The 23,851-nt window shown below is 72.3% G+C and carries 32 protein-coding genes; 15 read left to right on the top strand and 17 right to left on the bottom strand.

Features of this window, described 5'->3' with window-relative positions:
- Positions 1–495: 495 nt before the first annotated feature.
- Both BMY97_RS29120 and BMY97_RS47270 read left to right on the top strand, forming a co-directional pair.
- Positions 496–819, top strand: a complete 324-nt coding sequence (locus tag BMY97_RS29120; RefSeq protein WP_091622646.1) for a putative quinol monooxygenase — start codon at positions 496–498, stop codon at positions 817–819.
- Between the two features lie 382 nt (positions 820–1,201).
- Positions 1,202–1,351, top strand: a complete 150-nt coding sequence (locus BMY97_RS47270; RefSeq protein ID WP_177231598.1) for a hypothetical protein — start codon at positions 1,202–1,204, stop codon at positions 1,349–1,351.
- Positions 1,352–1,631: 280 nt separating this feature from the next.
- Here the strand turns inward: BMY97_RS47270 and BMY97_RS29115 are convergent, their stop codons facing one another.
- The gene (locus tag BMY97_RS29115; protein WP_091623157.1) at positions 1,632–2,579 is read right to left on the bottom strand and encodes a LysR family transcriptional regulator; all 948 of its coding nucleotides are present in this window, start codon (positions 2,577–2,579) and stop codon (positions 1,632–1,634) included.
- Positions 2,580–2,679: 100 nt separating this feature from the next.
- Here BMY97_RS29115 and BMY97_RS29110 point away from each other — a divergent pair, with 100 nt between their 5' ends.
- The 6 genes from BMY97_RS29110 to BMY97_RS29085 are packed head-to-tail and all read left to right on the top strand — an operon-like array spanning position 2,680 to position 5,927.
- The gene (locus tag BMY97_RS29110; protein ID WP_091622643.1) at positions 2,680–2,928 is read left to right on the top strand and encodes a hypothetical protein; all 249 of its coding nucleotides are present in this window, start codon (positions 2,680–2,682) and stop codon (positions 2,926–2,928) included.
- 9 nt (positions 2,929–2,937) lie between these two features.
- A complete protein-coding gene (locus BMY97_RS29105; protein WP_091622641.1) occupies positions 2,938–3,813 on the top strand; it encodes an AAA family ATPase in 876 nt (291 codons plus the stop codon).
- Entirely contained in the window at positions 3,806–4,924 is a 1,119-nt protein-coding gene (locus BMY97_RS29100) for a vWA domain-containing protein (RefSeq protein WP_091622639.1), read from the top strand. Before BMY97_RS29105 ends, BMY97_RS29100 begins: the two co-directional genes overlap by 8 nt.
- Positions 4,921–5,190: a hypothetical protein gene (locus tag BMY97_RS29095; RefSeq protein WP_143086327.1), complete on the top strand. Its 270-nt coding sequence runs from the start codon at positions 4,921–4,923 to the stop codon at positions 5,188–5,190. The genes BMY97_RS29100 and BMY97_RS29095 overlap by 4 nt, the downstream gene beginning before the upstream one ends.
- Positions 5,187–5,576 carry a hypothetical protein gene (locus tag BMY97_RS29090; RefSeq protein WP_091622634.1) on the top strand — a complete coding sequence of 130 codons (390 nt, stop codon included), beginning with the start codon at positions 5,187–5,189 and terminating at the stop codon, positions 5,574–5,576. The genes BMY97_RS29095 and BMY97_RS29090 overlap by 4 nt, the downstream gene beginning before the upstream one ends.
- Positions 5,577–5,618: 42 nt before the next feature.
- Positions 5,619–5,927 carry a hypothetical protein gene (locus BMY97_RS29085; RefSeq protein WP_091622631.1) on the top strand — a complete coding sequence of 103 codons (309 nt, stop codon included), beginning with the start codon at positions 5,619–5,621 and terminating at the stop codon, positions 5,925–5,927.
- A gap of 30 nt (positions 5,928–5,957) precedes the next feature.
- On the opposite strand, the gene BMY97_RS29080 is transcribed toward BMY97_RS29085, so the two are convergent.
- Genes BMY97_RS29080 through BMY97_RS29030 form a run of 11 tightly spaced genes read right to left on the bottom strand, consistent with a single transcriptional unit; the run spans position 5,958 to position 12,918 of the window.
- Positions 5,958–6,317: a hypothetical protein gene (locus BMY97_RS29080; protein ID WP_091622628.1), complete on the bottom strand. Its 360-nt coding sequence runs from the start codon at positions 6,315–6,317 to the stop codon at positions 5,958–5,960.
- On the bottom strand, positions 6,314–6,589 hold the full coding sequence (locus tag BMY97_RS29075) for a hypothetical protein (RefSeq protein WP_091622626.1): 276 nt from the start codon (positions 6,587–6,589) through the stop codon (positions 6,314–6,316). The genes BMY97_RS29080 and BMY97_RS29075 overlap by 4 nt, the downstream gene beginning before the upstream one ends.
- Positions 6,590–6,592: 3 nt before the next feature.
- Entirely contained in the window at positions 6,593–6,835 is a 243-nt protein-coding gene (locus BMY97_RS29070; protein WP_091622623.1) for a hypothetical protein, read from the bottom strand.
- A 34-nt stretch (positions 6,836–6,869) separates the two neighbouring features.
- Positions 6,870–7,097, bottom strand: a complete 228-nt coding sequence (locus BMY97_RS29065) for a hypothetical protein (protein ID WP_091622621.1) — start codon at positions 7,095–7,097, stop codon at positions 6,870–6,872.
- A gap of 13 nt (positions 7,098–7,110) precedes the next feature.
- Positions 7,111–7,365: a hypothetical protein gene (locus BMY97_RS29060; protein ID WP_091622618.1), complete on the bottom strand. Its 255-nt coding sequence runs from the start codon at positions 7,363–7,365 to the stop codon at positions 7,111–7,113.
- Positions 7,366–7,375: 10 nt separating this feature from the next.
- Positions 7,376–7,957, bottom strand: coding sequence for an SRPBCC family protein (locus tag BMY97_RS29055; protein WP_091622616.1), 582 nt, complete (start codon positions 7,955–7,957; stop codon positions 7,376–7,378).
- Complete coding sequence (locus BMY97_RS29050) at positions 7,951–8,877, bottom strand: XdhC family protein (RefSeq protein WP_091622613.1); 927 nt, start codon at positions 8,875–8,877, stop codon at positions 7,951–7,953. The genes BMY97_RS29055 and BMY97_RS29050 overlap by 7 nt, the downstream gene beginning before the upstream one ends.
- Positions 8,878–8,887: 10 nt before the next feature.
- Positions 8,888–11,275, bottom strand: coding sequence for an aerobic carbon-monoxide dehydrogenase large subunit (locus tag BMY97_RS29045; RefSeq protein WP_091622611.1), 2,388 nt, complete (start codon positions 11,273–11,275; stop codon positions 8,888–8,890).
- A 10-nt stretch (positions 11,276–11,285) separates the two neighbouring features.
- Positions 11,286–11,804 carry a (2Fe-2S)-binding protein gene (locus BMY97_RS29040; protein ID WP_091622608.1) on the bottom strand — a complete coding sequence of 173 codons (519 nt, stop codon included), beginning with the start codon at positions 11,802–11,804 and terminating at the stop codon, positions 11,286–11,288.
- Between the two features lies 1 nt (position 11,805).
- Positions 11,806–12,672 (bottom strand): FAD binding domain-containing protein, encoded by an 867-nt coding sequence (locus BMY97_RS29035; RefSeq protein ID WP_091622605.1) that lies wholly within the window; start codon positions 12,670–12,672, stop codon positions 11,806–11,808.
- Between the two features lie 9 nt (positions 12,673–12,681).
- Positions 12,682–12,918 carry a hypothetical protein gene (locus tag BMY97_RS29030; RefSeq protein ID WP_143086326.1) on the bottom strand — a complete coding sequence of 79 codons (237 nt, stop codon included), beginning with the start codon at positions 12,916–12,918 and terminating at the stop codon, positions 12,682–12,684.
- Positions 12,919–13,051: 133 nt separating this feature from the next.
- Between BMY97_RS29030 and BMY97_RS29025 the strand changes: the two genes are divergently transcribed.
- The 4 genes from BMY97_RS29025 (at position 13,052) to BMY97_RS29010 (ending at position 17,187) form a co-directional block, all read left to right on the top strand.
- Positions 13,052–13,918, top strand: coding sequence for an FAD binding domain-containing protein (locus tag BMY97_RS29025; RefSeq protein ID WP_091623154.1), 867 nt, complete (start codon positions 13,052–13,054; stop codon positions 13,916–13,918).
- Between the two features lie 4 nt (positions 13,919–13,922).
- The gene (locus BMY97_RS29020) at positions 13,923–14,396 is read left to right on the top strand and encodes a (2Fe-2S)-binding protein (RefSeq protein WP_091622600.1); all 474 of its coding nucleotides are present in this window, start codon (positions 13,923–13,925) and stop codon (positions 14,394–14,396) included.
- On the top strand, positions 14,393–16,750 hold the full coding sequence (locus BMY97_RS29015; RefSeq protein ID WP_091622598.1) for an aerobic carbon-monoxide dehydrogenase large subunit: 2,358 nt from the start codon (positions 14,393–14,395) through the stop codon (positions 16,748–16,750). The genes BMY97_RS29020 and BMY97_RS29015 overlap by 4 nt, the downstream gene beginning before the upstream one ends.
- Before the next feature lie 194 nt (positions 16,751–16,944).
- Positions 16,945–17,187, top strand: a complete 243-nt coding sequence (locus tag BMY97_RS29010) for a hypothetical protein (RefSeq protein ID WP_091622595.1) — start codon at positions 16,945–16,947, stop codon at positions 17,185–17,187.
- Positions 17,188–17,210: 23 nt separating this feature from the next.
- Here the strand turns inward: BMY97_RS29010 and BMY97_RS29005 are convergent, their stop codons facing one another.
- Positions 17,211–17,618 carry a winged helix-turn-helix transcriptional regulator gene (locus BMY97_RS29005; protein ID WP_245787550.1) on the bottom strand — a complete coding sequence of 136 codons (408 nt, stop codon included), beginning with the start codon at positions 17,616–17,618 and terminating at the stop codon, positions 17,211–17,213.
- Positions 17,619–17,708: 90 nt separating this feature from the next.
- Here BMY97_RS29005 and BMY97_RS29000 point away from each other — a divergent pair, with 90 nt between their 5' ends.
- Together BMY97_RS29000 and BMY97_RS28995 are read left to right on the top strand one after the other, a co-directional pair.
- Positions 17,709–18,356: an NAD(P)-dependent oxidoreductase gene (locus BMY97_RS29000; RefSeq protein WP_091622589.1), complete on the top strand. Its 648-nt coding sequence runs from the start codon at positions 17,709–17,711 to the stop codon at positions 18,354–18,356.
- A gap of 104 nt (positions 18,357–18,460) precedes the next feature.
- Entirely contained in the window at positions 18,461–19,663 is a 1,203-nt protein-coding gene (locus tag BMY97_RS28995; RefSeq protein ID WP_091622586.1) for an SGNH/GDSL hydrolase family protein, read from the top strand.
- Here the strand turns inward: BMY97_RS28995 and BMY97_RS28990 are convergent.
- Positions 19,650–20,936, bottom strand: coding sequence for an MFS transporter (locus tag BMY97_RS28990; RefSeq protein ID WP_091622584.1), 1,287 nt, complete (start codon positions 20,934–20,936; stop codon positions 19,650–19,652). The genes BMY97_RS28995 and BMY97_RS28990 overlap by 14 nt on opposite strands.
- Positions 20,937–21,108: 172 nt before the next feature.
- Positions 21,109–21,945, bottom strand: a complete 837-nt coding sequence (locus BMY97_RS28985) for a LysR family transcriptional regulator (protein WP_091622581.1) — start codon at positions 21,943–21,945, stop codon at positions 21,109–21,111.
- A gap of 95 nt (positions 21,946–22,040) precedes the next feature.
- Between BMY97_RS28985 and BMY97_RS28980 the strand changes: the two genes are divergently transcribed.
- On the top strand, positions 22,041–22,763 hold the full coding sequence (locus tag BMY97_RS28980) for an SDR family NAD(P)-dependent oxidoreductase (RefSeq protein ID WP_091622578.1): 723 nt from the start codon (positions 22,041–22,043) through the stop codon (positions 22,761–22,763).
- A gap of 119 nt (positions 22,764–22,882) precedes the next feature.
- On the opposite strand, the gene BMY97_RS28975 is transcribed toward BMY97_RS28980, so the two are convergent.
- Both BMY97_RS28975 and BMY97_RS28970 read right to left on the bottom strand, forming a co-directional pair.
- Positions 22,883–23,452, bottom strand: coding sequence for a YbaB/EbfC family nucleoid-associated protein (locus BMY97_RS28975; protein WP_091622576.1), 570 nt, complete (start codon positions 23,450–23,452; stop codon positions 22,883–22,885).
- Positions 23,453–23,512: 60 nt separating this feature from the next.
- On the bottom strand, positions 23,513–23,851 hold a 339-nt coding region (locus tag BMY97_RS28970), incomplete at its 5' end, for a type VII secretion target (protein ID WP_143086325.1).

Raw genomic sequence — 23,851 nt, 5'->3', positions numbered from 1 at the left:
GCGGTCGGGGCCCCGCTCGGCGCGGTTTGGCCGGTTCGGGTCTCGCCTCGTGCGGGCCTCGCGAGGTGCGGGCCTGCCGGATCGAGTCCCGCCAGGTGCGGGCCCACCGGTTCAGGGTCGCGCCGGGCGCGGATCTGCCGGATCGCGGCCCCGGGCCCGCCTGGCGTGGCTCGGCCGGATCGGGCCTCGCCTGGCGCGGACCCACCGGTTCCGAGCTCGCCTGGCGCGGGCCTGGCCGGTTCGGGTCCCGCCTGATGTGGGCCAACCGGTTCCGGGCCCGCCTGGCGTGGCTCGGCCGGATCGGGCCTCGCCTGACGCAGGCGTGCCGGGTTGGGGCTCGCCGAGCGTGGGGCGGCGCTCGGACATCGGACTCGGTACCCGGCGCGGGACGCCCGCCGGGTGCCGGCCGGTCGTGGGCACGGGTGGTCGCGGCGCCCGGCCCACGCCCGGAATTGTTCTCGCTGGTCATTCACCGGGTTTCTTCGGAGGGCACCCATGATCTTCATCGTCGTCAAGTTCACGATCCGCCCCGAGCGGGGTGAGGACTGGCTCGGCCTGGTCGAGGAGTTCACCCTCGCCACCCGTCGCGAGCCGGGCAACCTGTTCTTCGAGTGGTCTCGCAGCGTCGACGTGCCGAACCAGTTCGTCCTGGTCGAGGCCTTCGCCTCCCCCGAGGCCGGCTCCGCGCACGTCGGCTCGGCCCATTTCAAGACGGCGATGGGCTGGATGCCCGGCGTCATCGCCCGCACCCCGGAGATCGTCAGCGTCGACACCCCCGGCACCGGCTGGGGCCCGATGGGCGAGCTGCGGATCGACTGAACCCGAGCGCGGGGCCGGACCGCCGCGAGGTCCGGCCCCCGCGCCCGGTTCGTCACGGCCCGGGATGACAACGATGGCGGCTTTTTCACCCGCTCCCCGCAATCCGGCCGGCCGGGTCACCACCGGCGCCGACGTGGCCGGATCGTTCAGTCCACTGTGGTCATTGCCGCTGCCGTCATTGCAACGTCCGAGTGAAGGGCCTGGCAGGATCGGCGGACGTTGCTAGCGTGGATGCCGTTCGTGCCGCGGCGACGATGCCGCAGCGCGGCCGGATCTCCGCAGGACGGCCGGCAGGCGACACGACGGACGGTGATCCATGACCGCATCAGTGAAGGACATCCCGGCAGTTGCCGGGCGAAGAACCCCTGAAGGAGCACAACTGTTGTCCCACAAGGAAGAACCGGGCCTGGTCCTGAGCATCGCCCTGACGACGGCCCTCGGGGTCGCCTGGGCGGCCGAGGTGGGAGTCGGCGTCGGGGTGAGCCTCGGGAACATGGTGACCGGCAACACGCGCAAACCGGCGCCCCGGTAGGAAATCCGGCCCGGGTCGGCTCGGCCGCACAGCCGAGCCCCGGGCCCCGTTCGAAAGTACCGCCGCCCTGAATCCCGCGGCCCGGACACCTCGCCGCTCGGAAACCGAGGGTCCGAGAGCCCCCTCGCCGCCCTATAACGCCATGTGGAATTCCGCGGCCGCAAGTCACGCTGTCCGGAACCCGCAGCCGCGAAGTCACACCACTGGAAACCCCGCTGACCCGAGGCACGCTGCCGGGAACGGCGGCCCGCAAGGCCACCCCGTGCGGGAAACCCGCGCGTCAGCTCCAGATCGTCACGTAAACCGGCGGCCGGAAGCGTGACGGGGGCACCCCGCTGCCGGGGGCGCGCATCACATGCATCGCCGCCGGGGTGCTGAGGAAGTGGCGCAGCGAGTTGGCCACGCCGGTGCGGCGGTCGGTGGGGAGGGTGGTCACGAACCAGCACACGGACATCGGCGTGTGACGGGTCGGGACCACGGTCAGCTCGTGGCGGCGCAGCTGCGGGGCCACCAGGTGTTCCAGCGCCACCGAAACCCCGCCCCCGCTGGCGGCCGCCGACCAGGCGGCCGTCTGGTTCGGGAAGACCTGGATGGCGTCGTCGGGGACGCCCAGGCGGCGGAGCAAGCGGCCGGTGTCGCTGCCCGCGTCGGCGCCCGCCGGGTCCAGCAGCCACGGCCAGTGCGCCGGGCTGCCCTGGTGGCGGCAGTGCGGCGAGCCGACCACGACCAGCGACGCGCGGAAGATCGGCACGCTGTCGAGGTCCTGGCCCGGGTCGCCGGTGAGGCTCGGGCCGAGCGCGACGTCCGCGAGCCGATTCGCGACCAGCACCGGCAGCTCCGACGTGCGGGCCAGGCCCGCCGACGCGTCGATCGAATTCCCCGATCTCCGGGTGAACGCCTCCAGCAGCGGGTTGGCGACGAACTCGGCGATCTCGCTGGTCACCGCCAGTTGCAGGCGGGCCGCGACGCCGTTGGCCTGCCGGACGGCGGCGTCGGCCTCGGCGCCGAGCGCCACCATCTGCGACGCGATCGGGAGCAGCCGGCTGCCGCCCGCGGTGAGCGTCATCCCGCCGGAGCGCTTGATCAGCAGCTTGTCGCCGTGGTGCTGGCGCAGCGCGGCCAGCGCCTGGGACACCGCGGGCTCGCTCACGCCCAGCGCCTTGGCCGCGTCGGTGACCGAGCCGAGCCTGGCGACCAGGACGAACGCGTTGAGCTGGCCCAGTGTCATGCGCAAATACTCTCTGTGACCCCGGCGAGGCGACAATACTCCTTAAGCAAAGGGTTAATCCAGCGGTGACCGGACGCCGCGGCGGGCTTAGCGTCGCGCCATGGACGACGACGCACGGCAGGTCCTGCGCGAGCTCTGGAGCGCCCGGGGCCAGCGCAGCGAAGACCTGGAAGCGGCTTGCGGCCCGCAGCGGACCTGCAAGAACATGTCGGCGGTCGGCTTCGAGGGGCTGGCCGGCGGTGGTGACCTGCGGGACGCCTGGAAGACGCAGCTCGCCAAGGAGGGCAAGCTCAAGCCCGGCACCGGCACTGTCCGCGACCTGGTGCTGGGCGCGGACGAGAACGCGTAGCGCGCGGGGATGGACTACCCGGACACCGTCGCCGGCCTCACCGGATCGCTGCGCGACGGCGGCTACCTAGCCGACCGCGGCCTCGCCACCGCGCTGCTCGTCGCGCTCTCGCTGCACCGCCCGATCCTGCTGGAGGGCGAGGTCGGCGTCGGCAAGACCGAGGTGGCCAGGACGATCGCGGCGGTGTTCGAGCGACGGCTGATCCGGCTCCAGTGCTACGAGGGCATCGACACCGCGCAGGCGCTCTACGAATGGGATTACGCCCGTCAGCTGCTGCAGATCCGCGCGCTGCAGGACCGCGAGGCCGCCGCGGACGCGGTGGTGGAGCAGCTGTTCGGGCCGAAGTTCCTGCTCGAACGCCCGCTGCTGGCCGCCGTCCGCGCCGGCGACCGCGCGGTGCTGCTGGTCGACGAGATCGACCGCGCCGACGACGAGTTCGAGGCGTTCCTGCTGGAGCTGCTGTCGGACTTCCAGGTGACCGTGCCGGAGGTCGGCACCATCGTCGCGCCGAGCCCGCCGCTGGTGGTCCTCACGTCGAACCGCACGCGGGAGCTGCACGACGCGCTCAAGCGCCGCTGCCTGTACCACTGGCTCGGCTATCCGCCGGCCGAGCGCGAGGTGGAGATCGTGCTGGTGCGCGAGCCCGGGGTGTCCGCGGCGCTGGCCCGGAAGGTGGTCGCCGCCGTGCAGCGGCTGCGCGAGCTGGACCTGGCCAAACCGCCCGGGGTGGCCGAGACGATCGACTGGGCCCGCATGCTCCGGTTCCTCGGCGAGGACGAGCTGGACGAGCGGTCCGCCGCCGACACGCTCGGCGCCGTGGTCAAGGACCGCGACGATCTCGACGTGGTGCGCGAGCACCTCGCGGAGGTCACTTCCGGTGCCTGAGCGGGCCGCGCTGGTGCGGGTGCTCGTCGGCTTCGCCCGCGCACTGCGGGAAGCCGGGCTGCCCGTCGGCTCCGGTGACGTGCTCACCTACTGCCGGGCGATGACCGCGCTCGACCCGAGCGACCTGCTCGACCTCTACTGGGCCGGGCACGCCGCGCTGCTCAAGCGGCACGAGGACGGACCGCGGTACGACGAGGTGTTCCGCCGCTACTTCCTGGACGCCGAAGGCCCCGTGGCCGAGCTGCTTCAGCTGACGGCCGAGGCGGCGGACGACGCGGCGCTCGCCTTGCCGGAACCGGAGCGCACCGGCGAGGAACGGGAGACCGACACGCTGCTCGGCCTGGCCGCGTCCGATGTGGACACGGTGAAGCACAAGGCTTTCGGCGCCTGTACCGACAAAGAGCTGGCGGCGATCCGACGCATGATGGCGAGGATCCGGCTGACCCCGCCGCGCCGCCGCACTCGCCGCACGCGCCCGGCTCGCTCCGGCCGGGCGCCGGACCTGCGACGCACGGTCCGCGATTCACTGCGCAGCTTCGGCGAGCCCGGCGAGCTGCGGTGGCGGCAGCGCCGGACGCGGCTGCGCCCGCTGATCCTCATCCTCGACATCTCCGGCTCGATGGCCGACTACTCACGCAATCTGCTGCAGTTCGCCTACTCCGCGCGCCATGCCGCGGCGAGGGTCGAGGTGTTCTGCTTCGGCACGCGCCTGAGCCGGATCACCGACCGGCTGCGGACCCGCGACGTCGACGAGGCGCTGGCGCGCGCGGCCGAGGCGGTCGTCGATTGGGAGGGCGGGACGCGGATCGGCGCGTCGCTGGACGAGTTCGTCCGCACCTGGGGGCGGCGCGGGCTGTGCCGCGGCGGCGTGGTGGTGATCTGCTCCGACGGGCTGGACCGCGGCGACCCGGACGTGCTGGCGAACGCCATGGCCCGGCTCTCCCGGCTGAGCCACCGTCTCGTGTGGACGAACCCGCACCGGGGCCCCGGCGGCACGGTCGGGTTGATGGTGGCGGCGCCGCACGTGGACCTGCTGGTGTCCGGGCACGATCTGCGCAGTCTGGAAGAGCTGGCGGCGCTGCTGCCCGGGCTCGGTCAGGAGCAGCGGTGAAACGGTGGAGTGTGGGCATCGAAGCGGACGGCGATCGCGTGTTCACCCGCGAGGAGATCGTGGAGCTGGCCGACGCGGTCGCGCCCGCGGGCGGCATCGCCAGCGGGATCGGCACCAGCCGTTACGGCGCGCGGCTGCTGGTCGACGCGCCGGACCGGGAACAGGCCGTCGCGCTGGCGACGGCCCAGTTCCGCCGCGCCGCCGCGGCCGCCGGGCTGCCGCCGTGCCCGGTCGGCCGGGTGGAAGCCGTCGGCGAGGACGAATGATCCGCCTCGGCCCGGCCGCCGGCTACCCGTTCGACGGCCCCCGCCTCCTCGGCGGCTGGACCCCGCCGCCGGTCGCCGCGGTGTATGCCGTGCTGTACAAACCGGACCCCGAAACCCGGCCCGAGCGTTACGCGGTGATCTACGTCGGGCACGGCGAAGACCTTTCGCGCGAGCACTTCCCGTTCCGCCACCCGCGTGCCGCCTGCTGGATCGCCCGCGCCGGCTCACGGTGGAAGGTGCACATCTGCACCTACGAGGTCCCGGGCGGCCTGCCCGCGCACCGCGAGCAGATCGTCCGCGAGCTGACGGCGGCCTACCGCCCGCGCTGCAACGCCGAGCAGTTCGAGCCCAGCTGGCACGAGAACTGGATCGGGCACACCCGGTGATCCGCGTAGACTGGGCCGATCGAGCACGAGGGGGACACCGGCATGGCGGTACTGCGCACATCAGGCGGGCTGAACGTAGCCAAGCCCACGGAGGACAACATCCGCGCGGTGCTCGAAGCTCTGCCGCGCGACGGTCACGTCATCGTCGACGGCGCCCACGACGACCTCTACATCCAGGTCTGGTTCCGGCCGAACGGCGTTTACCAGCTCGAGCACCGCGCGGGCTCGCCGGACCAGCACTTCAAGACGCTGACCGTCTCCCGGGACAAGGTCGGCGACGCCCTGCTCGGCTGGTGCGACGGCAAGACGGGGTGGATCGAGCAGTTCGAATGGGAGTCGATCGGCGACTAGTTCACCGGCGACTGACCGGCCCGGCGCCGCTCAGCGGGGCGCGAACCCCACCGCGTCGTGCAGCCGGGACCGCCGGGTACCCGAGGCAGGCCGCGCGGGCGGACGCGCCTCCGTCGGCGGAGCGTAAGTCGCGCCGGCCACGATCTCTTCCGCCATCCCGTAAAGCAGCGGCAGCGCCCCCGCGACCACCCCGCCGGTGCGGTTGATGTGCGAGACACCCGGCACGATCGCCGCGGCGTGGACGTTGACGCGGCGGACCGTTTCCGCACAGTCCTCCAGGTTCGCCGCGATGCGGGCGAGCAGCGTGCCCACCCAGAACAGGTACACCGCCAGCCCCGCGATCAGCAGCACGATGTCGGCCACGGTCAGGACGACCAGCGTGGTGGTCATGACTTCACCTTTCCGAGCACCCGGCCGAGGAACAGGTGGTGCTGCAGGCCTTCGGCGAGGACGGCGTCGACGCGGGCGGCCGTCTCCGGGATCAGGGCGGTGTGCTGGGTGTTCTCCGCGGCGCCCTGCAGGGTGTCGCGGATGCCCGCCACGCGGCGGTCGATGATCTTCACGAAATGGACCAGCAGGCTCAGCAGCGCGGCGACCGCCAGCACCACCACGAAACCGGCGATGATCGCGACCCACCACAGGGTCTCGTCCATAGCAGACATGCCTTAGCCTCCCAACCGCGCGCGGCCGCGCTGCAATCCGGCCACGATCACCTCGGCGTGGTCGATGGTGGTGCGCAGCCCGGTCAACACCGCGGTGCTCGCCTCGGCCGCCTTCAGCTGCTCGTCGATCAGCGGGGCCGCGCGGCCGATCGAGCGGGCCAGCGCCAGGATCGGCACCACCAGCGCGACGACCACCAGCACGATCACGACCCCGATCGCGAACCCGACGATCCAGCCCGCCGTCATGGCGCGCTCCTCTCCCGAAAACTGTCCATTGTGGTCACACCGTCTCGCAGAAGTCGCGCACCGGCTTGAGGCTCGCGTTCACCGAGCCGAGGGCGGCGGGCACGGGCGCGGTGCGCTCCGCGACCAGCGTGACCCCGCCCAGCACCGAGCCGAGCGTCCGCCGGACGTGGCGCAGGTGCAGGATGACGCGCAGCAGCCCGACGGCGGCGAACAGGATGATCAGCGCGGCCACGGCGAGCGTGGCCCAGGCGGCAGCAGGCATGACGGGATTCCTTTCAGCCCAGCAGTTTCGCGACGCTGCCCGCGTACCGGGTCGCGCCGGCGGCCACTTCGTCGATGGTGCGGCCGGTGCGGGCGAGCGCCGCGGGCACCGGTTCCAGCCGCCCGGCGAGCTCACCGCCGCCCGCGAGGATGTCGTCAGCCGCGGCGCGGATTCGCTCCACCGCCGCCAGGACGCGGTTGAGCAGGGCGATCACGACGGGCAGCACGACGAGCAGCAGCACGGCGTTGCCGATCCACCACAGGACCATGGTCGCCTCCTCAGGCCGGGGTACTCGGGTAGGGCAGGAAGAACCGGCGGAACACGCGTCGCAGCGCCATCAGCGCCGCCTGCAGGCCGATCCGGAACCCGCGCGCCGGGGCCGCGTGCCGGGCCGCCGGGTCCTCGCCGCGTTCGGCGCGCGCGATGCCGTTCTGCAGGTTCACGGCGAAGTCGCGCATCAGCACCGAGGTGACGTCGGCGATCATGCCGCGGCCGTACTGCGCCGCGGCGCCGGAGATCTGCAAGTCCTGGTCGACGTCGACGCGCGTGCCGCTCCCGGAGCGGACCAGGGTCGCGGTGATGGTCATGCTCGCCTCGCCGCGGCCCTTCTCCTCCGAGCCGGCGGCGTCGACGACGATCCGCTGCGCCGCGTCGTCGCGCTCGGTGATGGTTGCCGTGCCGCCGAACCGCAGCGACACCGGCCCCATCCGCACGCTCACGCGACCCTTGTACCGCTCGCCGCCGAGGTCTTCGGTCAGCTCGGCGCCGGGCAGGCAGGCCGCGACCCGCGGCACGTCGTCGAAGAACCGCCACACCTTGTCCGCGGTCTGCGCGACCTCGAACTGGTTCCGGATCAGCATCGGGTCTCCTTCTTCGCGTAAACGGCCGGGTCGCGCAGGAATTCGGCGCGGCAGCCGGAGCAGCAGAAGCTGTACTCAGCCCCCTCGTACTCGACAGTGTCCGCTGTGGACACTGCGGGCACGGTCATGCCGCACACCGGGTCCACGGCCTCGGGCAGCTCGGCGGCAACGGCCACCGGCGTCGAACGAGCAGCGCGGGCCCGCACCAGCTCGGCCAGGATCGCGACGGCGATCTCCCGGTGCGAAACGCGGCCCAGGTCCAGCCCGGCCGGCACCTGCACGCGCGCCAGGTCCTCGGCGGGCACCCCGCGGTCGGCCAGGTAACCGAGCACCGCCTGGCCACGGCGGAGCGACGCGACCAGGCCGAGGTACGCGGGCCGGGCGGCCAGCGCGCGCTCCATCGACTCCTCGTCGTTGTGCCCCTGCGTCGCGACGACCACAAAGGACTGTGCGGTCACGCCCGCCAGCTCCGGGGTCTCCAGCCGTTCGGCGCGCCAGCCCAGCGCCGCCGCCAATTCGACGAGCGTGCAGGCCATCGGCGAACGCCCGACCACCACCAGGTGCGGCGCCGGCTCCACCGGCTCGATGTACACCTCGAGCGCCCCTTCGCTCTGGCACGAGATCGGCACCACGGTCATGCCGTCCGGCACCGCGGCGCCGAACTGGTCCGGGGTGCCGAGCAGCAACAGCCGGGGCGTGCCCTCGACGAGCGCCTGGCGGGCCTCGCGGACCACCGTCGGCTCGGCGCAGGCCCCGCCGATCCAGCCGCGCAGCTCACCCGCGGCAGTGATGATCGCGCGGCAGCCTTCCTTGCCCGAGGACGGCCCCTGCCGCCACACCACCGTGGCCAGCGCGAACGCCTCACCGCGGCGGGCCAGCTCGCCCGCCTGCTCCAGCACGCCCCAGCCGTCCGGCACCATGCCCGTCACCTCAGTCCGTCCGCACCGGCGGCGCGCCGGAGACGTCGTGCCGGTAGCGCAGCGCCTCCCACACCCGGTCCGGCAGCAGCGGCATGTCGATGTTGCGCACGCCGGTGTCGCCGATCGCGTCCATCACCGCGTTCACGAACGCCGCCGGCCCGCCGACCGCCGCGCACTCCCCCACGCCCTTGGCGCCGATGGGGTGGTGCGGCGAGGGCGTGACGACTTCGCTGTGCAGTTCGAAGCCCGGCGTCTCCCAAGCGGTGGGCAGCAGGTAGTCCAGATAGTTCGAGCCGACGCAGTTGCCCTCGGCGTCGAAGGTGATGAACTGCATGTTCGACATCGCGTAGGCCTCGGTGAGGCCGCCCATGATCTGGCCCTCGACGATCATCGGGTTGATCCGCACGCCGCAGTCGTCGACCGCGACCAGGTTCAGCACGTCCCACACCCCGGTCTCCGGGTCGACCTCCACGGTCGCGATGTAGACGGCGAACGGCCAGGTCAGGTTCGGCGGGTCGTAGTAGGCGTTGTTCTCCAGGCCCGGCTCCATGCCGTCGGGCATGTTGCCGTACGCGGCCATCGCGCACTCCTGGATCGTCACGCCGCGGCCGGGCGCGCTGCGCACGAAGAACCGGCCCAGCTCCCACTCGACGTCCTCTTCGGACACTTCCAGCAGGTGCGCGGCGAGCTTACGCGCCTTGGCCCGGATCTTGCGCGACACCATGGAGATCGCCGCGCCCGCGACCGGCGTGCTGCGGGAGGCGTAGGTGCCCATGCCGAACGGCGCGGTGTCGGTGTCGCCCTCCTCCACCGTGACGTCGTCGGCCGGGATGCCCAGCTCGTGGCTGACGATCTGCGCCCAGGTGGTCTCGTGGCCCTGGCCCTGGCTCTTCGCGCCGACCCGCAGCAGCGCCTTGCCGGTCATGTGCACCCGCAGCTCGGCGGAGTCGAACATCTTGATGCCGAGGATGTCGTACTCGCGGCTGTTGCCGGCGCCGAGCGGCTCGGTCATGGTGGAGATGCCGATGCCGAGGAGCCGCCCGTGTGAACGGGCCTCTTCCTTCTGCCGCAGGAAGTCCTCGTAGCCCACCGCCTTGAGGCCGACGTCGAGGCAGGCTTCGGGCTGACCGGAGTCGACCAGGAAGCCGAACGGCGTGCGGTGCGGGAAGGCGTCGGCCTTCACGAAGTTGAGCCGCCGGAACTCCGCCTGGTCCATCCCGAGGTCGGCGGCGGCCTGGTGGACCATGCGCTCCTGGAAGAACATCGCCTCGGTGACGCGGAACGAGCACCGGTACGCGACCCCGCCCGGCGCCTTGTTGCTGTACGTGCCGCGCGCGGTCAGGTGCGCCGCCGGGATGTCGTAACAGGCGAACGCCGAGTGCAGCAGCCCGATCTTGAACTTGCTGGGCTGGGCGTCGGCGAAGAACGCGCCGTGGTCGGCGTCGGCGTGGATGCGGACGCCGAGGATCTTGCCGTCCTCGCGCAGCGCCATCTCGCTGTCGAGGTACATGTCGCGGGCGAAGCCGGTGGAGATCAGGTTGCCGGTCTTGTCCTCGATCCACTTCACCGGCCGCTCCAGCAGGATGGAGCAGAGGATCGCGCACACGTAACCCGGGTACACCGGCACCTTGTTGCCGAAGCCGCCGCCGATGTCCGGCGAGATGATCCGGATCAGGTGCTCGGGCAGCTCGGCCACCATCGACACCGCGGCGCGGATGATGTGCGGCGCCTGCGTGGTCATGTAGACAGTGAGCTTGCTCGTCGCGCGGTCGAAGTCCGCGACGGCGCCGCAGCACTCGATCGGCGAGGGGTGCGAACGCGGATAATGCAGGCGCAGCTTGGAGATCCGGTCGGCCCGCTCGAACGCGCGGTCGGTGCCGGCCTTGTCCCCGACCTCCCAGTCGTAGATCACGTTGCCGGTCTGGCCGGCCTTGTCGTCGCGGATCACCGGCGCGCCCTCGGCCACGGCCTGGAGCGGGTTCACGATCACCGGCAGCGGCTCGTACTCGACGTCGATCGCCTCGCAGGCGTCCTTGGCGATGTACGGGTCGTCGGCGACCACGCAGGCGACCTCCTGGCCCTGGAAGCGCACCTTGTCGGTGGCGAGCACCGCCTGGGTGTCGTAGGAGAGCGTGGGCATCCACGCCAGGTTGCGCGTCGCGGCCATCTCGCCGGTCAGCACCAGCCGCACGCCCGGGATCGCCCAGGCCCGGCTGGTGTCGATCGACTTGATCCGCGCGTGCGCCAGCGGGCTGCGCAGGATCTCCAGGTGCAGCATGCCGGGCAGCACGATGTCGTCGGTGTAGTTGCCGCGGCCGCGGATGAACCGGTTGTCCTCGACCCGCTTGCGGCTCGCGCCGAGCCCGCCGATCTTGTTCTCGTCCAGCGCCTGGGACACGTCGATCCTCCTATTCGGACCGCAGTTCGGCGGCGGCCCACAGCACCGACTTCACGATGTTCTGGTACCCCGTGCAGCGGCACAGGTTTCCCGACAGCGCCCAGCGGACGTCCTCTTCGGACGGTTCCGGGTTCTCGTCCAGCAGCGCCTTGGCCGAGAGCATCATCCCCGGCGTGCAGAAGCCGCACTGCAGCCCGTGCTCCTCGCGGAAGCCCTCCTGCAGCGGGTGCAGCCCGCTCTCGGTGGCCAGCCCCTCGACGGTGGTGACCTCGTGCCCGTCGGCCTGCACGCCGAGCATGGTGCACGATTTCACCGCGCGGCCGTCGACGAGCACAGTGCAGGCGCCGCAGTTCGTGGTGTCGCAGCCCATGTGCGTGCCGGTGAGCCGGAGTCCCTGGCGCAGCAGGTGGACCAGCAGCAGCCGCGGCTCGCACTCGACCACGCGGCGCTCGCCGTTCACGGTCACCGTCACGCGCCGCACCGGCACGTCGCCGGTCGCCTCTTCCCGGATCTCGTGGACACTGGTCATCTCACGCCGCCCTCTCGCTCGTGCGGCCCAGCGCGCGCACCACGAAGGTGCGCACCATGTGCCGTTTGAATTCGGCTGTGCCGCGGTGATCGGACTTCGGGCGCGCCGCTCCGGCGGCCAGCTCCGCCGCGTGCTCCACGGATTCCTCCGTCAGCGGCCCGCCGACCAGGGCGTGCCCGGCTTCGACGGCCTCGATGGTCGAGCCGCCCACTCCGGTGAGCGCGATGCCGGCCCGGGTCACCGTCTCCCCGGTGGTCTCGATCGCGACCGCGACGCCGACCGTGGCGAAGTCACCGACCCGCCGTTCCAGCTTCAGGTAACCGCCGCCGGGTATGCCGCGAGGCGCGGGAATCACGGCCTCCACGGCGATCTCGTCGGACGCCAGCGCGTTCTGGAACGGCCCGGTCACGAACTCGCGGGCCGGGATCGTCCGCCGCCCGCCCGGGCCGGCCGCGACGACCGAGCCGCCGAGCGCGAGCACCACCGCGGCCCAGTCGCCCTGCGGGTCGGCGTGGCACAGCGAGCCGACCAGGGTGCCGCGGTTGCGCACGATCGGGTCGGCGATCAGCGGCGCGGCCGCCGCCATCGTCGGCTGGGTGCGCTTCAGCAGCGCCGAACGCTCCAGGTCGGCGTGCCGGCACAGCGCGCCGACGTGCAGCGCGCCCGAGGCGTCCAGCTCGTGGTGCGCCAGCCCCGGCAGGTTGTTGATGTCCACCAGCAATCCGGGCGAGGCGAAGCGGAGTTTCAGCAACGGCACCAGGCTCTGCCCGCCGGCCAGTACCTTGGCCTCGTCGCCGTGCTGGTGTAACAGGTCGAGCGCCTCCGCCAGCGAGCGGGGCGCTTCGTAACGGAACCGGGACGGGTACACGCGGGCCCCTCAGTCTCGATCGGCCGGTTCGGGCACGGCGGTGGGGAGGGTGTCCTCCTCCGGCTCCGGGCGTGGCCGCTGGTGCGGGGGCCAGGGCCCGGCGACCGGGCGGCCCGCGACCTTCAGGAAGTCCACCAGCTCGGGCCAGGCCCACACGGTCGGGCTGTTGCCCTCCTTCGGGGCGTCCTCGACGAGCTCGTACAGCCGCGGGTTGCCCCGGCTGTGCCCGTCGGACTCGATCCGCATGACGCGCACCCGCTTCCGCCGTTGGTCAGGTGCGGTGATGCTCCACCCGGGCGAACGCCGGGACAACGCGCGATTAACCCTTTGCTTAACCCCGCTATTGCGGGTGGCCGCGGCGGCGGGGACGATCGCTTTCATGCAGGTGCCGGCGCAGTTCGAGTACGAGCGGGCCTCGAGTGTCGAGCACGCGCTCGCGCTGCTGGCCAAGTACGGCCCGGAAAGCCGCGTGATCGCGGGCGGGCACAGCCTCATTCCGATGATGAAGCTCCGGCTGGCCCGGCCTGAGGCGCTGATCGACGTGAATGAGCTGGCCGAGCTGGCCACGATCGAGGTGACCGGGGACGAGCTGCGGATCGGCGCGCTGGTGCGGCACGCCGAGTTACTCGCGTCGGAAGTCGCGGGCGGGCTTTTCCCGATCCTGCACGACGCGGAGCGGGTCATTGCCGACCCGATCGTCCGCAACCGCGGCACCATCGGCGGTTCGCTGTGCCAGGCCGATCCGTCGGAAGACCTCTCGGCCGCGTTCACCGCGGTCCGCGCGATCGCCGTGATCCGGGGTGAAGAAGGCGAGCGGACGGTGCCGGTGCGCGACTTCTTCGCCGGCCCGTACGACACGGTCGTCGGCCCGGCCGAGCTGCTCGTCGAACTGCGGCTGCCGATCCGCGACGGGCTGGGCAGCGCGTACACGAAGGTCGGCCGGCGCGCGGGCGACTGGGCGGTGGCCGCCGCCGGCGCGGCGCTGGCGCTCGACGGCCCGGATGTCACCGAAGCCGGGATCGGCCTCACCGCCGTGGGCGCGCCCCGGTTCGTCGCGGCCGAGGCCGAGGACTTCCTGCGCGGCGGCGCCGCGACCCCGGACCGGTTCGAGAAGGCGGGGACGATCGCCGCCGGGCACTGCTCCCCCGCCGCCGACCAGCGCGGCCCGGCCGACTACAAACGCCACCTCGTCGCCACGCTGACCACGCGCGCACTGCATCTGGCCCAGGCCCGGGCGGAGGGCTGAAGGCGTGGAGATCACCGTGACGGTGAACGAGGAGCAGTACCGCCGGTCGGTCGAGCCCCGCCTGCTGCTGGTGCACTTCCTGCGCGACGACCTCGGCCTCACCGGCACGCACTGGGGCTGCGACACGTCGAACTGCGGTGCCTGCGTGGTGTGGCTCGACGAGGTGCCGGTGAAGTCGTGCACGGTGCTCGCCGCGATGGCGGACGGCAAGCGCGTCCGCACCGTCGAAGACCTCGCCTTCGGCACGGCGCTCGACCCGGTGCAGCAGGGTTTCGTTCAGTGCCACGGGATCCAGTGCGGGTTCTGCACGCCGGGCCTGCTGATGACCGCGCGCTGGCTGCTCGACCACAACCCCGATCCGAGCGAGGGCACCATCCGCGAGGCCATCTCCGGGCAGCTCTGCCGGTGCACCGGTTACGAGAACATCGTGCGCTCGATCCGCTGGGCCGCCGAGCACCCGGACGGGGCCACGCCATGACCAGCTCGCTTGGATACGGATCGTTGCCCCGTAAGGAAGACGCGCGGTTCGTGCGCGGGCGCGGCACGTTCGTCGACGACGTCGTGCTGCCCGGGATGCTGCACGGCGCGGTGCTGCGCAGCCCGCACGCGCACGCGCGGCTGCTCTCGGTCGACACCAGCGCGGCGGAGGCACACCCGAAGGTGCGCGCGGTGCTCACCGGCGCGATGCTCGCCGAGCGCGGGATGGCGTGGATGCCGACGCTCTCGCACGACGTCCAGGCCGTGCTCGCCACCGACAAGGTCCGTTTCCAGGGCCAGGAAGTCGCGTTTGTCGTCGCGGAGGACCGCTACGCCGCCCGCGACGCGCTGGAGCTGATCGACGTCGAGTACGAGCCGCTGCCGGCCGTGATCGACGGGCTCGCCGCGCTCGACCCCGGCGCCGAGGTGATCCGCGACGACCTCGGCCGCACCGACAACCACATCTTCGACTGGTCCTCCGGCGACGCCGATGCGACCGAGGCGGCCATCGCCGGCGCGGAAGTCGTTGTCCGCCAAGACATGCTGTACCCGCGGGTGCACCCGGCGCCGCTGGAAACCTGCGGCGCGGTGGCCGACATCGACGCCGTCACCGGCAAGCTCACGGTCTGGGTCACCGCGCAGGCCCCGCACGCGCACCGGCTGCTGTACTCGCGGATCACCGGCCTGCCCGAGCACCGGGTCCGGATCATCGCGCCGGACATCGGCGGCGGCTTCGGCAACAAGGTCGGGCTGTATCCCGGTTATCTGTGCGCGGTGGTCGGCTCGATGCTGACCGGACGGCCGGTGAAGTGGACCGAAGACCGTTCCGAGAACCTGATGAGCACCTCGTTCGCCCGCGATTACCACATGAGCGGCGAGATCGCGGCCACCCGCGAGGGCAAGCTGCTCGGCCTGCGCGTGCACGTGGTGGCCGATCACGGCGCGTTCAACGGCACCGCGCAGCCGTCGAAGTTCCCGGCCGGGTTCTTCCACGTGTTCACCGGCTCCTACGACCTGCCGGTGGCGCACTGCGCGGTCACCGGCGTGTACACGAACAAGGCGCCCGGCGGCGTGGCCTACGCGTGCTCGTTCCGGATCACCGAAGCGGTGTACGTCGTCGAGCGGATGATGGACCTGCTCGCGCGCGAGCTGGGGCTGGACCCGGCCGAGCTGCGGATGCGGAACCTGTTGCGCCCCGAGCAGTTCCCGTACACCTGCGCGACCGGTTGGGAGTACGACTCTGGCGACTACCCGCGGGCGCTGGAGCTGGCCAAGGAGATCGCCGGCTACGACGGGCTTCGCCGTGAGCAGGCCGAAAAGCGCACCCGGGGCGAGCTGATGGGCGTCGGGCTGAGCTTCTTCACCGAGGCCGTCGGCGCCGGCCCGCGCGAGCACATGGACATCCTCGGCCTCGGCATGGCCGACGGCGCCGAGCTGCGGGTGCACCCGACCGGCTCGGCCGTGCTGCGGCTGTCCTGCATGTCCCAGGGACAGGGTCACGAAACGACGTTCGCGCAGCTGGTGTCCGAGGAGCTGGGCATCGCGCCGGACGAGGTCGAGGTGGTGCAGGGCGACACCGACCACACCCCGTTCGGGCTGGGCACGTACGGCTCTCGCTCGACGCCGGTCTCCGGCGCGGCCGCGGTCACCGTCGCGCGCAGGGTCCGCGAACGGGCGCGCCAGGTGGCGTCGGCGATGCTCGAGGTGAGCCCGGACGACCTGGAGTGGGAACGCGGGCGCTGGTTCGTGCGCGGCGTGCCGGGCCGCGGGGCCACGATCCGCGAGATCGCGCTGGCGGCGCATTCGGACCTCGCGCTGCCCGAGGGCGTCGAGGGGCACCTGGACGCGAGCACGGTGTACAGCCCGCCGAACCTGACCTACCCGTTCGGCGCGTACATCTGCGTGGTGGACGTGGATCCCGGGACCGGGCAAGTGAGGGTGCGCCGGTTCGTCGCCGTGGACGACTGCGGGGTGCGGATCAACCCGATGATCGTGGCCGGGCAGGTGCACCGCGGCCTCGCCGACGGCATCGGGATGGCGCTGATGGAGCTGATGGCCTTCGACTCCGACGGCAACCACCTGGGTGGCTCGTTCATGGACTACCTGCTGCCGACGGCGCTGGAGTGCCCGTCGTGGGAGCTGGGCGAGACCGTCACCCCCTCGCCGCACCACCCGATCGGCGCGAAGGGTGTCGGCGAGTCGGCGACCGTCGGCTCTCCCGCCGCGGTGGTGAACGCGGTGCTGGACGCGCTCGCCCCGTTCGGCGTCCGGCACGCCGACATGCCGCTGACCCCGGCGGCGGTGTGGCGCGCGATGCAGGGCAGTCCACTTCGGACAGACCTGGCGATCACCTGAGCCCGTGGGCCGGTTGGTCCGCCCGCAGATTGGTCTGCACCTTTACGCCGAGCGGCAGGCGGCGCGCCGTGAGCGGTCGGCGGGCGCCGTTCGGCGCAGCCCGCCCGGCGATGGGCGCCGCCGGTGAACCGTTCCCGCACGGGGTCCGTTTTCCCTGGTAGAAACACAGAAAGCAGCCCCAGGAGGAAACCGCCATGCTCACGAACCGCTCGCTCGCCATGCTCCGCGCGGTCGCCGCCGGCCGGGCCGACCTGGGCGCTGGCAGCGAGCCCGACCTCCGTGTCGACGGGCTGCCCTGCTGCGACCAGCCGGCCGCCCACCGGCTGTTCCACGACGGCCTGGTCCGCCCCGCGCGCCCGGCCCGGCCGGGCCACTGGACCCCGGCCGAGCTGACCGCCGCGGGCGAGCTGGCCCTCGGCCTGCCCGTCGCCGCCTGACCGGCGCGTTCCCCCGGGCCGCGTTACCCGGTGACGCCGGCCGGAGTCCGGTCCACGCGGTCGTAGGCCTCCTGCGACGCCGACACGTCGCCGAGGTGCTCGACCGCCCATTCCTGCAGCATGCGCAGCGGCTCACGCAGGGTGCGGCCCGCGCCGGTGAGCGCGTACTCGACGCGGACCGGCACCTCGGGATAGACGGTGCGGCGCACGAGCCCGTCCCGTTCGAGCCCGCGCAGGGTCTGGGTGAGCATCTTCTGCGAGATGCCCTCGATGCGCCGGCGCAACTCCGAGAAACGGGCGTCCCCCTCCCAGAGGACGCCCACGATGAGCACCGTCCACCGGTCGCCGACGCGGTCCAGGATGCGGCGGGTCGGGCAGTCCGCGCGGTAGGGGCTGCCCAGGAGCGTCGACTCGGCTGGCGTGGTTACCACAAAGTGCCTTCTTCCCATTGGAGAGCTGCACTCATACGGTAACCACGGGGCGTCGCCCGACGCCAGCTCTCTCCGCAGGAAGGCACCTCCGTGTCTCGTATCACCGTCATCGGCGGCACTGGTTACGCCGGCTCGGCCATCGTCGCGGAGGCCGCCGCGCGCGGTCACCAGGTCACCGCGCTGAGCCGCTCGCAGCCCGCCGAGCCGGTCGGTGGCGTCACCTACACCCGCGGCGACGCCACCGACGAGGCAACGCTGTCCTCGGTCATCGAAGGTGCCGACATCGTGGTGGCCGCGCTCGCCCCGCGCGGCCCGCTGGCCACCGGCTTCCGCGACGCCTACCGCACCATCGCCCGGCTGGCCGACGCCGCCGGCGCGCCGCTCTACGTCGTCGGCGGCTACTCGTCACTGCGCCCCGCGCCCGGAGCGGACCGGTTCGTCAGCGACCTCGGCGACATCCCGGCGGAACTGCGCGCCGGAATCCTCACCGACGCCGCGTTCGTCATCGAAGACCTCCCGGCCACCCCCGCGACCCTCGACTGGGTCTACGTCAGCCCGGCCCGCCAGTTCGGCGCCCACGCGCCCAGCGCGCCCCGCGGCCACTACCGGCTCGGCGACGAGGTCGCGGTCCGGCCCGAGGACGGCGGCTCCATCGGCGCGGCCGACTACGCCCTCGGCTTCCTCGACCTCATCGAGAAAGCCGAGCACCACCGCACCCAGGTCAACCTCGGCAACTGAGGCACCGGCGCCGTCGGGGCGATGTCGCTTGTCCGGCGTTCTGTCCGTTCCCTCACCTGATCAGCGGTCACCGGACGCCCCGGCCCGCCAGCACTGTGATCCCCATGAGACGGCTACTGGCGGTGGGCACGGCGGTCCTGGTCACCTTCGGCGCGGTCACGGCGTCGAGTACCGCGCAGGTCGAGCAGACGCCCGGCGGCTGGGTCGGCAGCTGGGCGGCCGCCCCCGCCGCCGGGGTCCCCGGCACCCCGCAGGGCTACCCGAACTACTCGATCCGCAACGTCGTGCACACCAGCATCGGCGGCAGCAAGGCGCGGGTGCGCCTGTCCAACACCTTCGGCACCGGGCCGCTGGTGTTCGGGCACGTGACCGTCGCCGTCGCGGCGGCGCCGGGCAGCCCGCGCGCGGTGCCCGGCTCCCTGCGGACGCTGACGTTCGGCGGAATGTCCACTGTGGTCGTCCCGGCCGGCGCCGAGGTGCTGAGCGACCCCGCGCCGGTGCGGGTGCCCGCGGACGCCGACCTGCTGGTCACCACGTTCGTGCCGACGCCGTCCGGCCCGGTGACCTATCACCCGGCGGCCCAGCAGACGTCGTTCTTCACCCGCAACGGCGACTTCGCCGCGGAGGAGTCCGGCGCATCCTTCACCGAGCAGACCACCGTCTGGCACTACGTCAGCGAAGTCGACGTGCAGGGTGTCGCGCCCGGCGCCGTCGTCACGCTCGGCGACTCGATCACCGACGGCGTCGGCTCGACCCCCGGCGCCGACCACCGCTGGCCCGACTACCTCAGCGACCGCCTGCACGGCCGCCTCGGCGTGCTCAACGCCGGCATCAGCGCCAACCGGCTGCTGCTGGACGTGCCCGGCAGCGGCGCCGGCAGAAACGCGCTGGCCCGGTTCGCCGACGACGTGCTCAGCGTCGGCGGCGTGCGCACGCTCATCGTGCTCGAAGGCATCAACGACATCCAGCAGGACCCGCACCAGACCGACCCGGAGATGATCATCTCGGCGCTACGGCAGCTCGTCGCGCAGGCGAAGGCGCGCGGCATCCGCGTGATCGGCGCGACGCTGACGCCGTTCAAGGGCTGGCAGGTCTACGACGAGACGCTGGAGCGCACCCGCGAGGCCGTGAACACGTTCATCCGCACCAGCGGCGTGTACGACGGGGTGGCCGATTTCGACGCCGCCATCCGCAATCCGGCCGACCCGCTGGCGATGCAGGCCGCGTACGACTCCGGCGACCACCTGCACCCCAACGACGCCGGCTACGCGCGGATGGCCGCCGCGATCGACCTCAACCGGCTGTGACCGGCGTCCGGGGGAACGCCAGCACGGCCACGAGGCTGATCAGCCCGACGCCCACCATGTACAGCGAGACCGAAAGCGAGGTCCCGGTCGAGGTCTGCAGCTCCACCGCGATCAACGGGGCGAAGCTGCCGCCCAGCACGGCGCCGACGGCGTAGGAGAACGACGCGCCGCTGTAGCGGAACCGCGGCTCGAACAGCTCCGAGAACAGCGCCGACTGCGGCCCGTAGGTCGCGCCGAGGCCGAGGTTCAGCACCACCACCGCGACGATCAGCAGCCACACCTGGCGGGTGTCGACGAGCAGGAAGAACGGCACCGCCCACACCACCAGCAGCACCGAGCCCGCGAGGTACACCGGTCTGCGGCCGACGTGGTCGGACCAGATCGCCGACGCGATGATGCTGACCAGCCACGTGACACTGCCGGCGATCACGACCACGAGCATGGTGTCACTGCTCAGCTTCAGCACCGAAGTGCCGTACGACAACAGGTACGCGAAGAAGACGTAGCCGATCGCGGTGTTCGCGATGAAGCTCGCCGACGCCACCAGCACCTCGCGCGGCCGCTGCCGCAGCACGTCCGCGATCGGCACCCGGCTGCGCTCGCCCGACTCCCGCAGCCGCGCGAACACCGGGCTCTCCTCGACGCGCAGCCGGATCACCAGTCCCACGGCCACCAGCACCAGGCTGGCCAGGAACGGCAGCCGCCAGCCCCACGAGCGGAACTCCTCGGCCGAAAGCGCGTTGCCGACCCCGAAGAACACCAGCTGCGCCAGGATCAGCCCGGCCGGCACCCCGATCTGCGAGAACGACCCGTACCGCCCGCGGCGCCCCGCCGGCGCGTGCTCGACGGCCATCAGCGCGGCCCCGCCCCACTCACCGCCGGCGGAGAGGCCCTGCAGCAGCCGCAGCACCACCAGCAGCACCGGTGCGAGGACCCCGGCCTGCGCGAACGTCGGCAGGACACCGACCCCGGCCGTCGCGATGCCCATCAGGACCAGCGAGAGCACCAGCATCGTCTTGCGCCCGACGCGGTCCCCGAAGTGCCCCCAGACGATCCCGCCGATCGGCCGGGCGACGAAGCCCACCCCGAGCGTCGCGAACGCGGCGAGCGTGCCCGCCGACGGTGACAGCGAAGGGAAAAACGCCTTGTTGAACACCAGCGCGGTCGCGGTGCTGTAGATGAAGTAGTCGTACCACTCGATCGTCGTGCCGATCGCGCTCGCCACCGCGACCCGCCGCACGGACCCGGCCCGCACCTGTGACTGTTCCGCCATTCCCGTTCTCCCCCGCTCCGTCCGGCCGGCGGATCATGATGCCAGACCACGCCCGGCGGGTCGAGCGCCGGAAGTCGGGTGATCCGCCCGGGCACTCCGGTCCGATGTGGACGTTTCGATCGGGTGCCACCAGAGTCCGATGTGGACACTTCGCGGCCGCCTGGACAGCGGCTCAGCGGCGGGTGGCCACGCGGACCAGGCCGGCGAGCGCCCGGGAACGGCTGTGCGGCGGCCAGGCGATCACGGTGGTCACGGCCGGAGCGTCCACGACCGGCACGGCGACCAGGCCTTCGAGCAGGTTGGCGCGGCTGGACTCGGGCAGCACCACGGTGGTGCGGCCCAGCGCGATCAGCTGGAAGAGCTGCGTCTGGTTGCGCACTTCCACGCCGGGGCCCTCGGGATAGTCGCCGCCGGGGCCGCGCCAGCGGGCCATCGGGAGGTCCGGCAGGCAGCCGACCTCGGCCAGCCGGAGCCGGGTCCGGCCGGCGAGCGGATGCGCGGCGGGCAGGATCGCGACCTGGCCCTCGGTGGCCAGGACCTCGGTGTCGAGCCCGGCCGTCGAGTCGAAGGGCTGGTGCAGCAGCGCCACGTCGGCCTGGCCGTCGGTCAGCGCCCGCTGGGGCTGGGACTCGAACAGCAGCAGATCGACCGGGACGGCATCCGGCTCGGCGGCGTACGCGTCGAGCAGCTTCGCCAGCAATTCACCGGAAGCGCCGGCCTTGGCGGACAGCACGAGCGGCGGCGGGCTCGTCGCGGCGCTCCGGGCGCGCCGCTCGGCCGCGGCCAGCGCGCCGAGGATCGCCCGGCTTTCGGCCAGCAGCACCGACCCGGCTCCGGTGAGCGAGACTCTGCGGCTGGTGCGTTCCAGCAACGCGACGCCGAGCCGTCGCTCGAGCTGCGCGATCGTCCTCGACAGCGGCGGCTGGGCGATGCCGAGGCGCTCGGCGGCCCGGCCGAAGTGCAGCTCCTCGGCGACCGTCACGAAATACCGCAGCTCCCGCGTCTCCACCCCTTCAGGCTACCGCCCGATCAATACCGCCCGGGTATCGTCGCGCGACCCAGACGGTGTTGGTCCCCCGCCGCCGCGCGGCCACGATCGAAGGCATGAGCGAACAGACGATCGCGCTGGTCACCGGCGCGAACAAGGGAATCGGGTACGAGATCGCGGCCGGCCTCGGCGCGCTGGGCTGGAGCGTCGGCGTCGGCGCCAGGGACGAGCAGCGCCGGGACGATGCCGTGGCCAAGCTGCGCGCGGCCGGTGTGGACGCGTTCGGCGTGCTCCTCGACGTGACCGACGACGCGAGCGTGACGGCCGCCGCCGCCCTGATCGAGGAGCGCGCCGGGCGGCTCGACGTGCTGGTCAACAACGCCGGCATCGCCGGGGCGTGGCCGGACCCGCCGACCGCCGTCACCCCGGACGGCCTGCGGGCAGTGGTGGAGACCAATGTGATCGGCGTCGTCCGGGTCGTCAACACGATGCTGCCGCTGCTGCGGCGCTCCGCGCACCCGCGGATCGTGAACCAGTCCAGCCACGTCGGCTCACTGGCGTTGCAGACCGCGCCGGGCACCGGCTTCGGCGGGCCCAGCGGTGCGTACTCGCCGTCGAAGACGTTCCTCAACGCCGTGACCATCCAGTACGCCAAGGAACTCGGCGGCACCATCAAGATCAACAACGCCTGCCCCGGCTACATCGGGACCGACCTCAACGGCTTCCAGGGCACCGGCACCCCCGCCGACGGCGCCGAGATCGCCGTCCGGCTCGCCACCCTGCCGGACGACGGCCCGACCGGCGGCCTGTTCGACGAGGCCGGCCCCGTGTCCTGGTGACCTTCTCCGGCCCGCCTGGTCGCTCGAAAACGGTGTCAGTCAAGGGTTTCCGACACCGCTGAACGCCGAAGGCCCGCACCGTCCGGTGCGGGCCTTCGGCGTCGGTGAGGCCGGGCGGCTCACCAGGGGTTGTTGTCCTGCTCGTCCGGGTCGATGCCACCGGGACGGCGGGCCGGCGGGGACGTCGGGGCGGCCGGCGGGGTCGCCGCACCACCCGAGGCCGGGGACGGCGGCACGGGCTCCGGGTCCGGGTCGCTGTCCGGCTCGGGCGGGCCGTCCTCGGGCTCGTCCGGGTCCGGGAACCGGCCGCGCAGCGAGTCGAGCAGGACGCCGCGGGTCTCCTGGTCCTCGTCGCCGAGGTTCTCGGTCATCACCTCGGCGACCCGTTCGGTGATGCCGGCCTGCGCCCGGCGCATGGTCTCCAGCACCATCCGCGAAAGCTCCTCCGGCGGCATCGTCCGCGTCTTCGAACTGAAGACCAGATCCGACACCACGCCGTCGGCGCCGACGGTGACCCGGACCGTGCCGTCCGGGCTCGACGCCGTCAGCCGCAGCCGCTCGGTCTCCTCCTGAGCCGCCGCGTACCGCTCCGCTTTGCGCGCGAAGCCCGCGGCCCACTCGTCCATCCGCCGGATCGCCTCGTCGGGGTCCCTCATCAGGTCGCCCAGGCCGCCGCCAGCACTAGTCATGCTCGTCGTTCCCCTCGAATCCTCGTCACTGCAACGCGCCGCTCACGAATCCGCGACCGCTCAGGCGCCGTTCCGCTCGACCGTGCCGACCCGCAACTGCTTCGCGTCGACCTCCGCACCAGCCTGCTTCTTGAACGGCTCCGCCTCCGCCTCATCACCCTCACGGTAAGTCTTGGCAGCAGTACGGACATTGTCCGCCGTCGTCTTCACACCCTCACCCGCCGAACTCACCGCCTCCTTCGCCTTCTCACCCGTCGGATTCACAATCAACGGCAAAAACGCACACAACAACCCATACGCATCCGTCGACATAGCACTGTCCGCCGCCTGCACCGCCGTATGCAAACGATCCACCAAACCGTCCAAATGACTCGCGTGCGCGACCAGATCATCCGGCTC

Source organism: Amycolatopsis saalfeldensis (assembly GCF_900110575.1).
GTDB classification, from domain to species: domain Bacteria; phylum Actinomycetota; class Actinomycetes; order Mycobacteriales; family Pseudonocardiaceae; genus Amycolatopsis; species Amycolatopsis saalfeldensis.
The sequence above is the reverse complement of the archived record's forward strand: the minus strand, read 5'-3'. Positions and strand labels throughout refer to the sequence as shown.

What these genes read in the sequence shown, in the direction of transcription:
- BMY97_RS29080 (WP_091622628.1), bottom strand. Translation starts at nt 6,317, where the DNA reads ATGACCACCACGCTGGTCGTCCTGACCGTGGCCGACATCGTGCTGCTG.
- BMY97_RS29055 (WP_091622616.1), bottom strand. Translation starts at nt 7,957, where the DNA reads ATGCTGATCCGGAACCAGTTCGAGGTCGCGCAGACCGCGGACAAGGTG.
- BMY97_RS29090 (WP_091622634.1), top strand. Translation starts at nt 5,187, where the DNA reads ATGATCCGCCTCGGCCCGGCCGCCGGCTACCCGTTCGACGGCCCCCGC.
- BMY97_RS29025 (WP_091623154.1), top strand. Translation starts at nt 13,052, where the DNA reads ATGCAGGTGCCGGCGCAGTTCGAGTACGAGCGGGCCTCGAGTGTCGAG.
- BMY97_RS29070 (WP_091622623.1), bottom strand. Translation starts at nt 6,835, where the DNA reads ATGACGGCGGGCTGGATCGTCGGGTTCGCGATCGGGGTCGTGATCGTG.
- BMY97_RS28995 (WP_091622586.1), top strand. Translation starts at nt 18,461, where the DNA reads ATGAGACGGCTACTGGCGGTGGGCACGGCGGTCCTGGTCACCTTCGGC.
- BMY97_RS29030 (WP_143086326.1), bottom strand. Translation starts at nt 12,918, where the DNA reads ATGCGGATCGAGTCCGACGGGCACAGCCGGGGCAACCCGCGGCTGTAC.
- BMY97_RS29120 (WP_091622646.1), top strand. Translation starts at nt 496, where the DNA reads ATGATCTTCATCGTCGTCAAGTTCACGATCCGCCCCGAGCGGGGTGAG.
- BMY97_RS29040 (WP_091622608.1), bottom strand. Translation starts at nt 11,804, where the DNA reads ATGACCAGTGTCCACGAGATCCGGGAAGAGGCGACCGGCGACGTGCCG.
- BMY97_RS29105 (WP_091622641.1), top strand. Translation starts at nt 2,938, where the DNA reads ATGGACTACCCGGACACCGTCGCCGGCCTCACCGGATCGCTGCGCGAC.
- BMY97_RS29115 (WP_091623157.1), bottom strand. Translation starts at nt 2,579, where the DNA reads ATGACACTGGGCCAGCTCAACGCGTTCGTCCTGGTCGCCAGGCTCGGC.
- BMY97_RS29060 (WP_091622618.1), bottom strand. Translation starts at nt 7,365, where the DNA reads ATGGTCCTGTGGTGGATCGGCAACGCCGTGCTGCTGCTCGTCGTGCTG.
- BMY97_RS28975 (WP_091622576.1), bottom strand. Translation starts at nt 23,452, where the DNA reads ATGACTAGTGCTGGCGGCGGCCTGGGCGACCTGATGAGGGACCCCGAC.
- BMY97_RS29065 (WP_091622621.1), bottom strand. Translation starts at nt 7,097, where the DNA reads ATGCCTGCTGCCGCCTGGGCCACGCTCGCCGTGGCCGCGCTGATCATC.
- BMY97_RS28990 (WP_091622584.1), bottom strand. Translation starts at nt 20,936, where the DNA reads ATGGCGGAACAGTCACAGGTGCGGGCCGGGTCCGTGCGGCGGGTCGCG.
- BMY97_RS28980 (WP_091622578.1), top strand. Translation starts at nt 22,041, where the DNA reads ATGAGCGAACAGACGATCGCGCTGGTCACCGGCGCGAACAAGGGAATC.
- BMY97_RS29015 (WP_091622598.1), top strand. Translation starts at nt 14,393, where the DNA reads ATGACCAGCTCGCTTGGATACGGATCGTTGCCCCGTAAGGAAGACGCG.
- BMY97_RS29110 (WP_091622643.1), top strand. Translation starts at nt 2,680, where the DNA reads ATGGACGACGACGCACGGCAGGTCCTGCGCGAGCTCTGGAGCGCCCGG.
- BMY97_RS29010 (WP_091622595.1), top strand. Translation starts at nt 16,945, where the DNA reads ATGCTCACGAACCGCTCGCTCGCCATGCTCCGCGCGGTCGCCGCCGGC.
- BMY97_RS29050 (WP_091622613.1), bottom strand. Translation starts at nt 8,877, where the DNA reads ATGGTGCCGGACGGCTGGGGCGTGCTGGAGCAGGCGGGCGAGCTGGCC.
- BMY97_RS29075 (WP_091622626.1), bottom strand. Translation starts at nt 6,589, where the DNA reads ATGTCTGCTATGGACGAGACCCTGTGGTGGGTCGCGATCATCGCCGGT.
- BMY97_RS29085 (WP_091622631.1), top strand. Translation starts at nt 5,619, where the DNA reads ATGGCGGTACTGCGCACATCAGGCGGGCTGAACGTAGCCAAGCCCACG.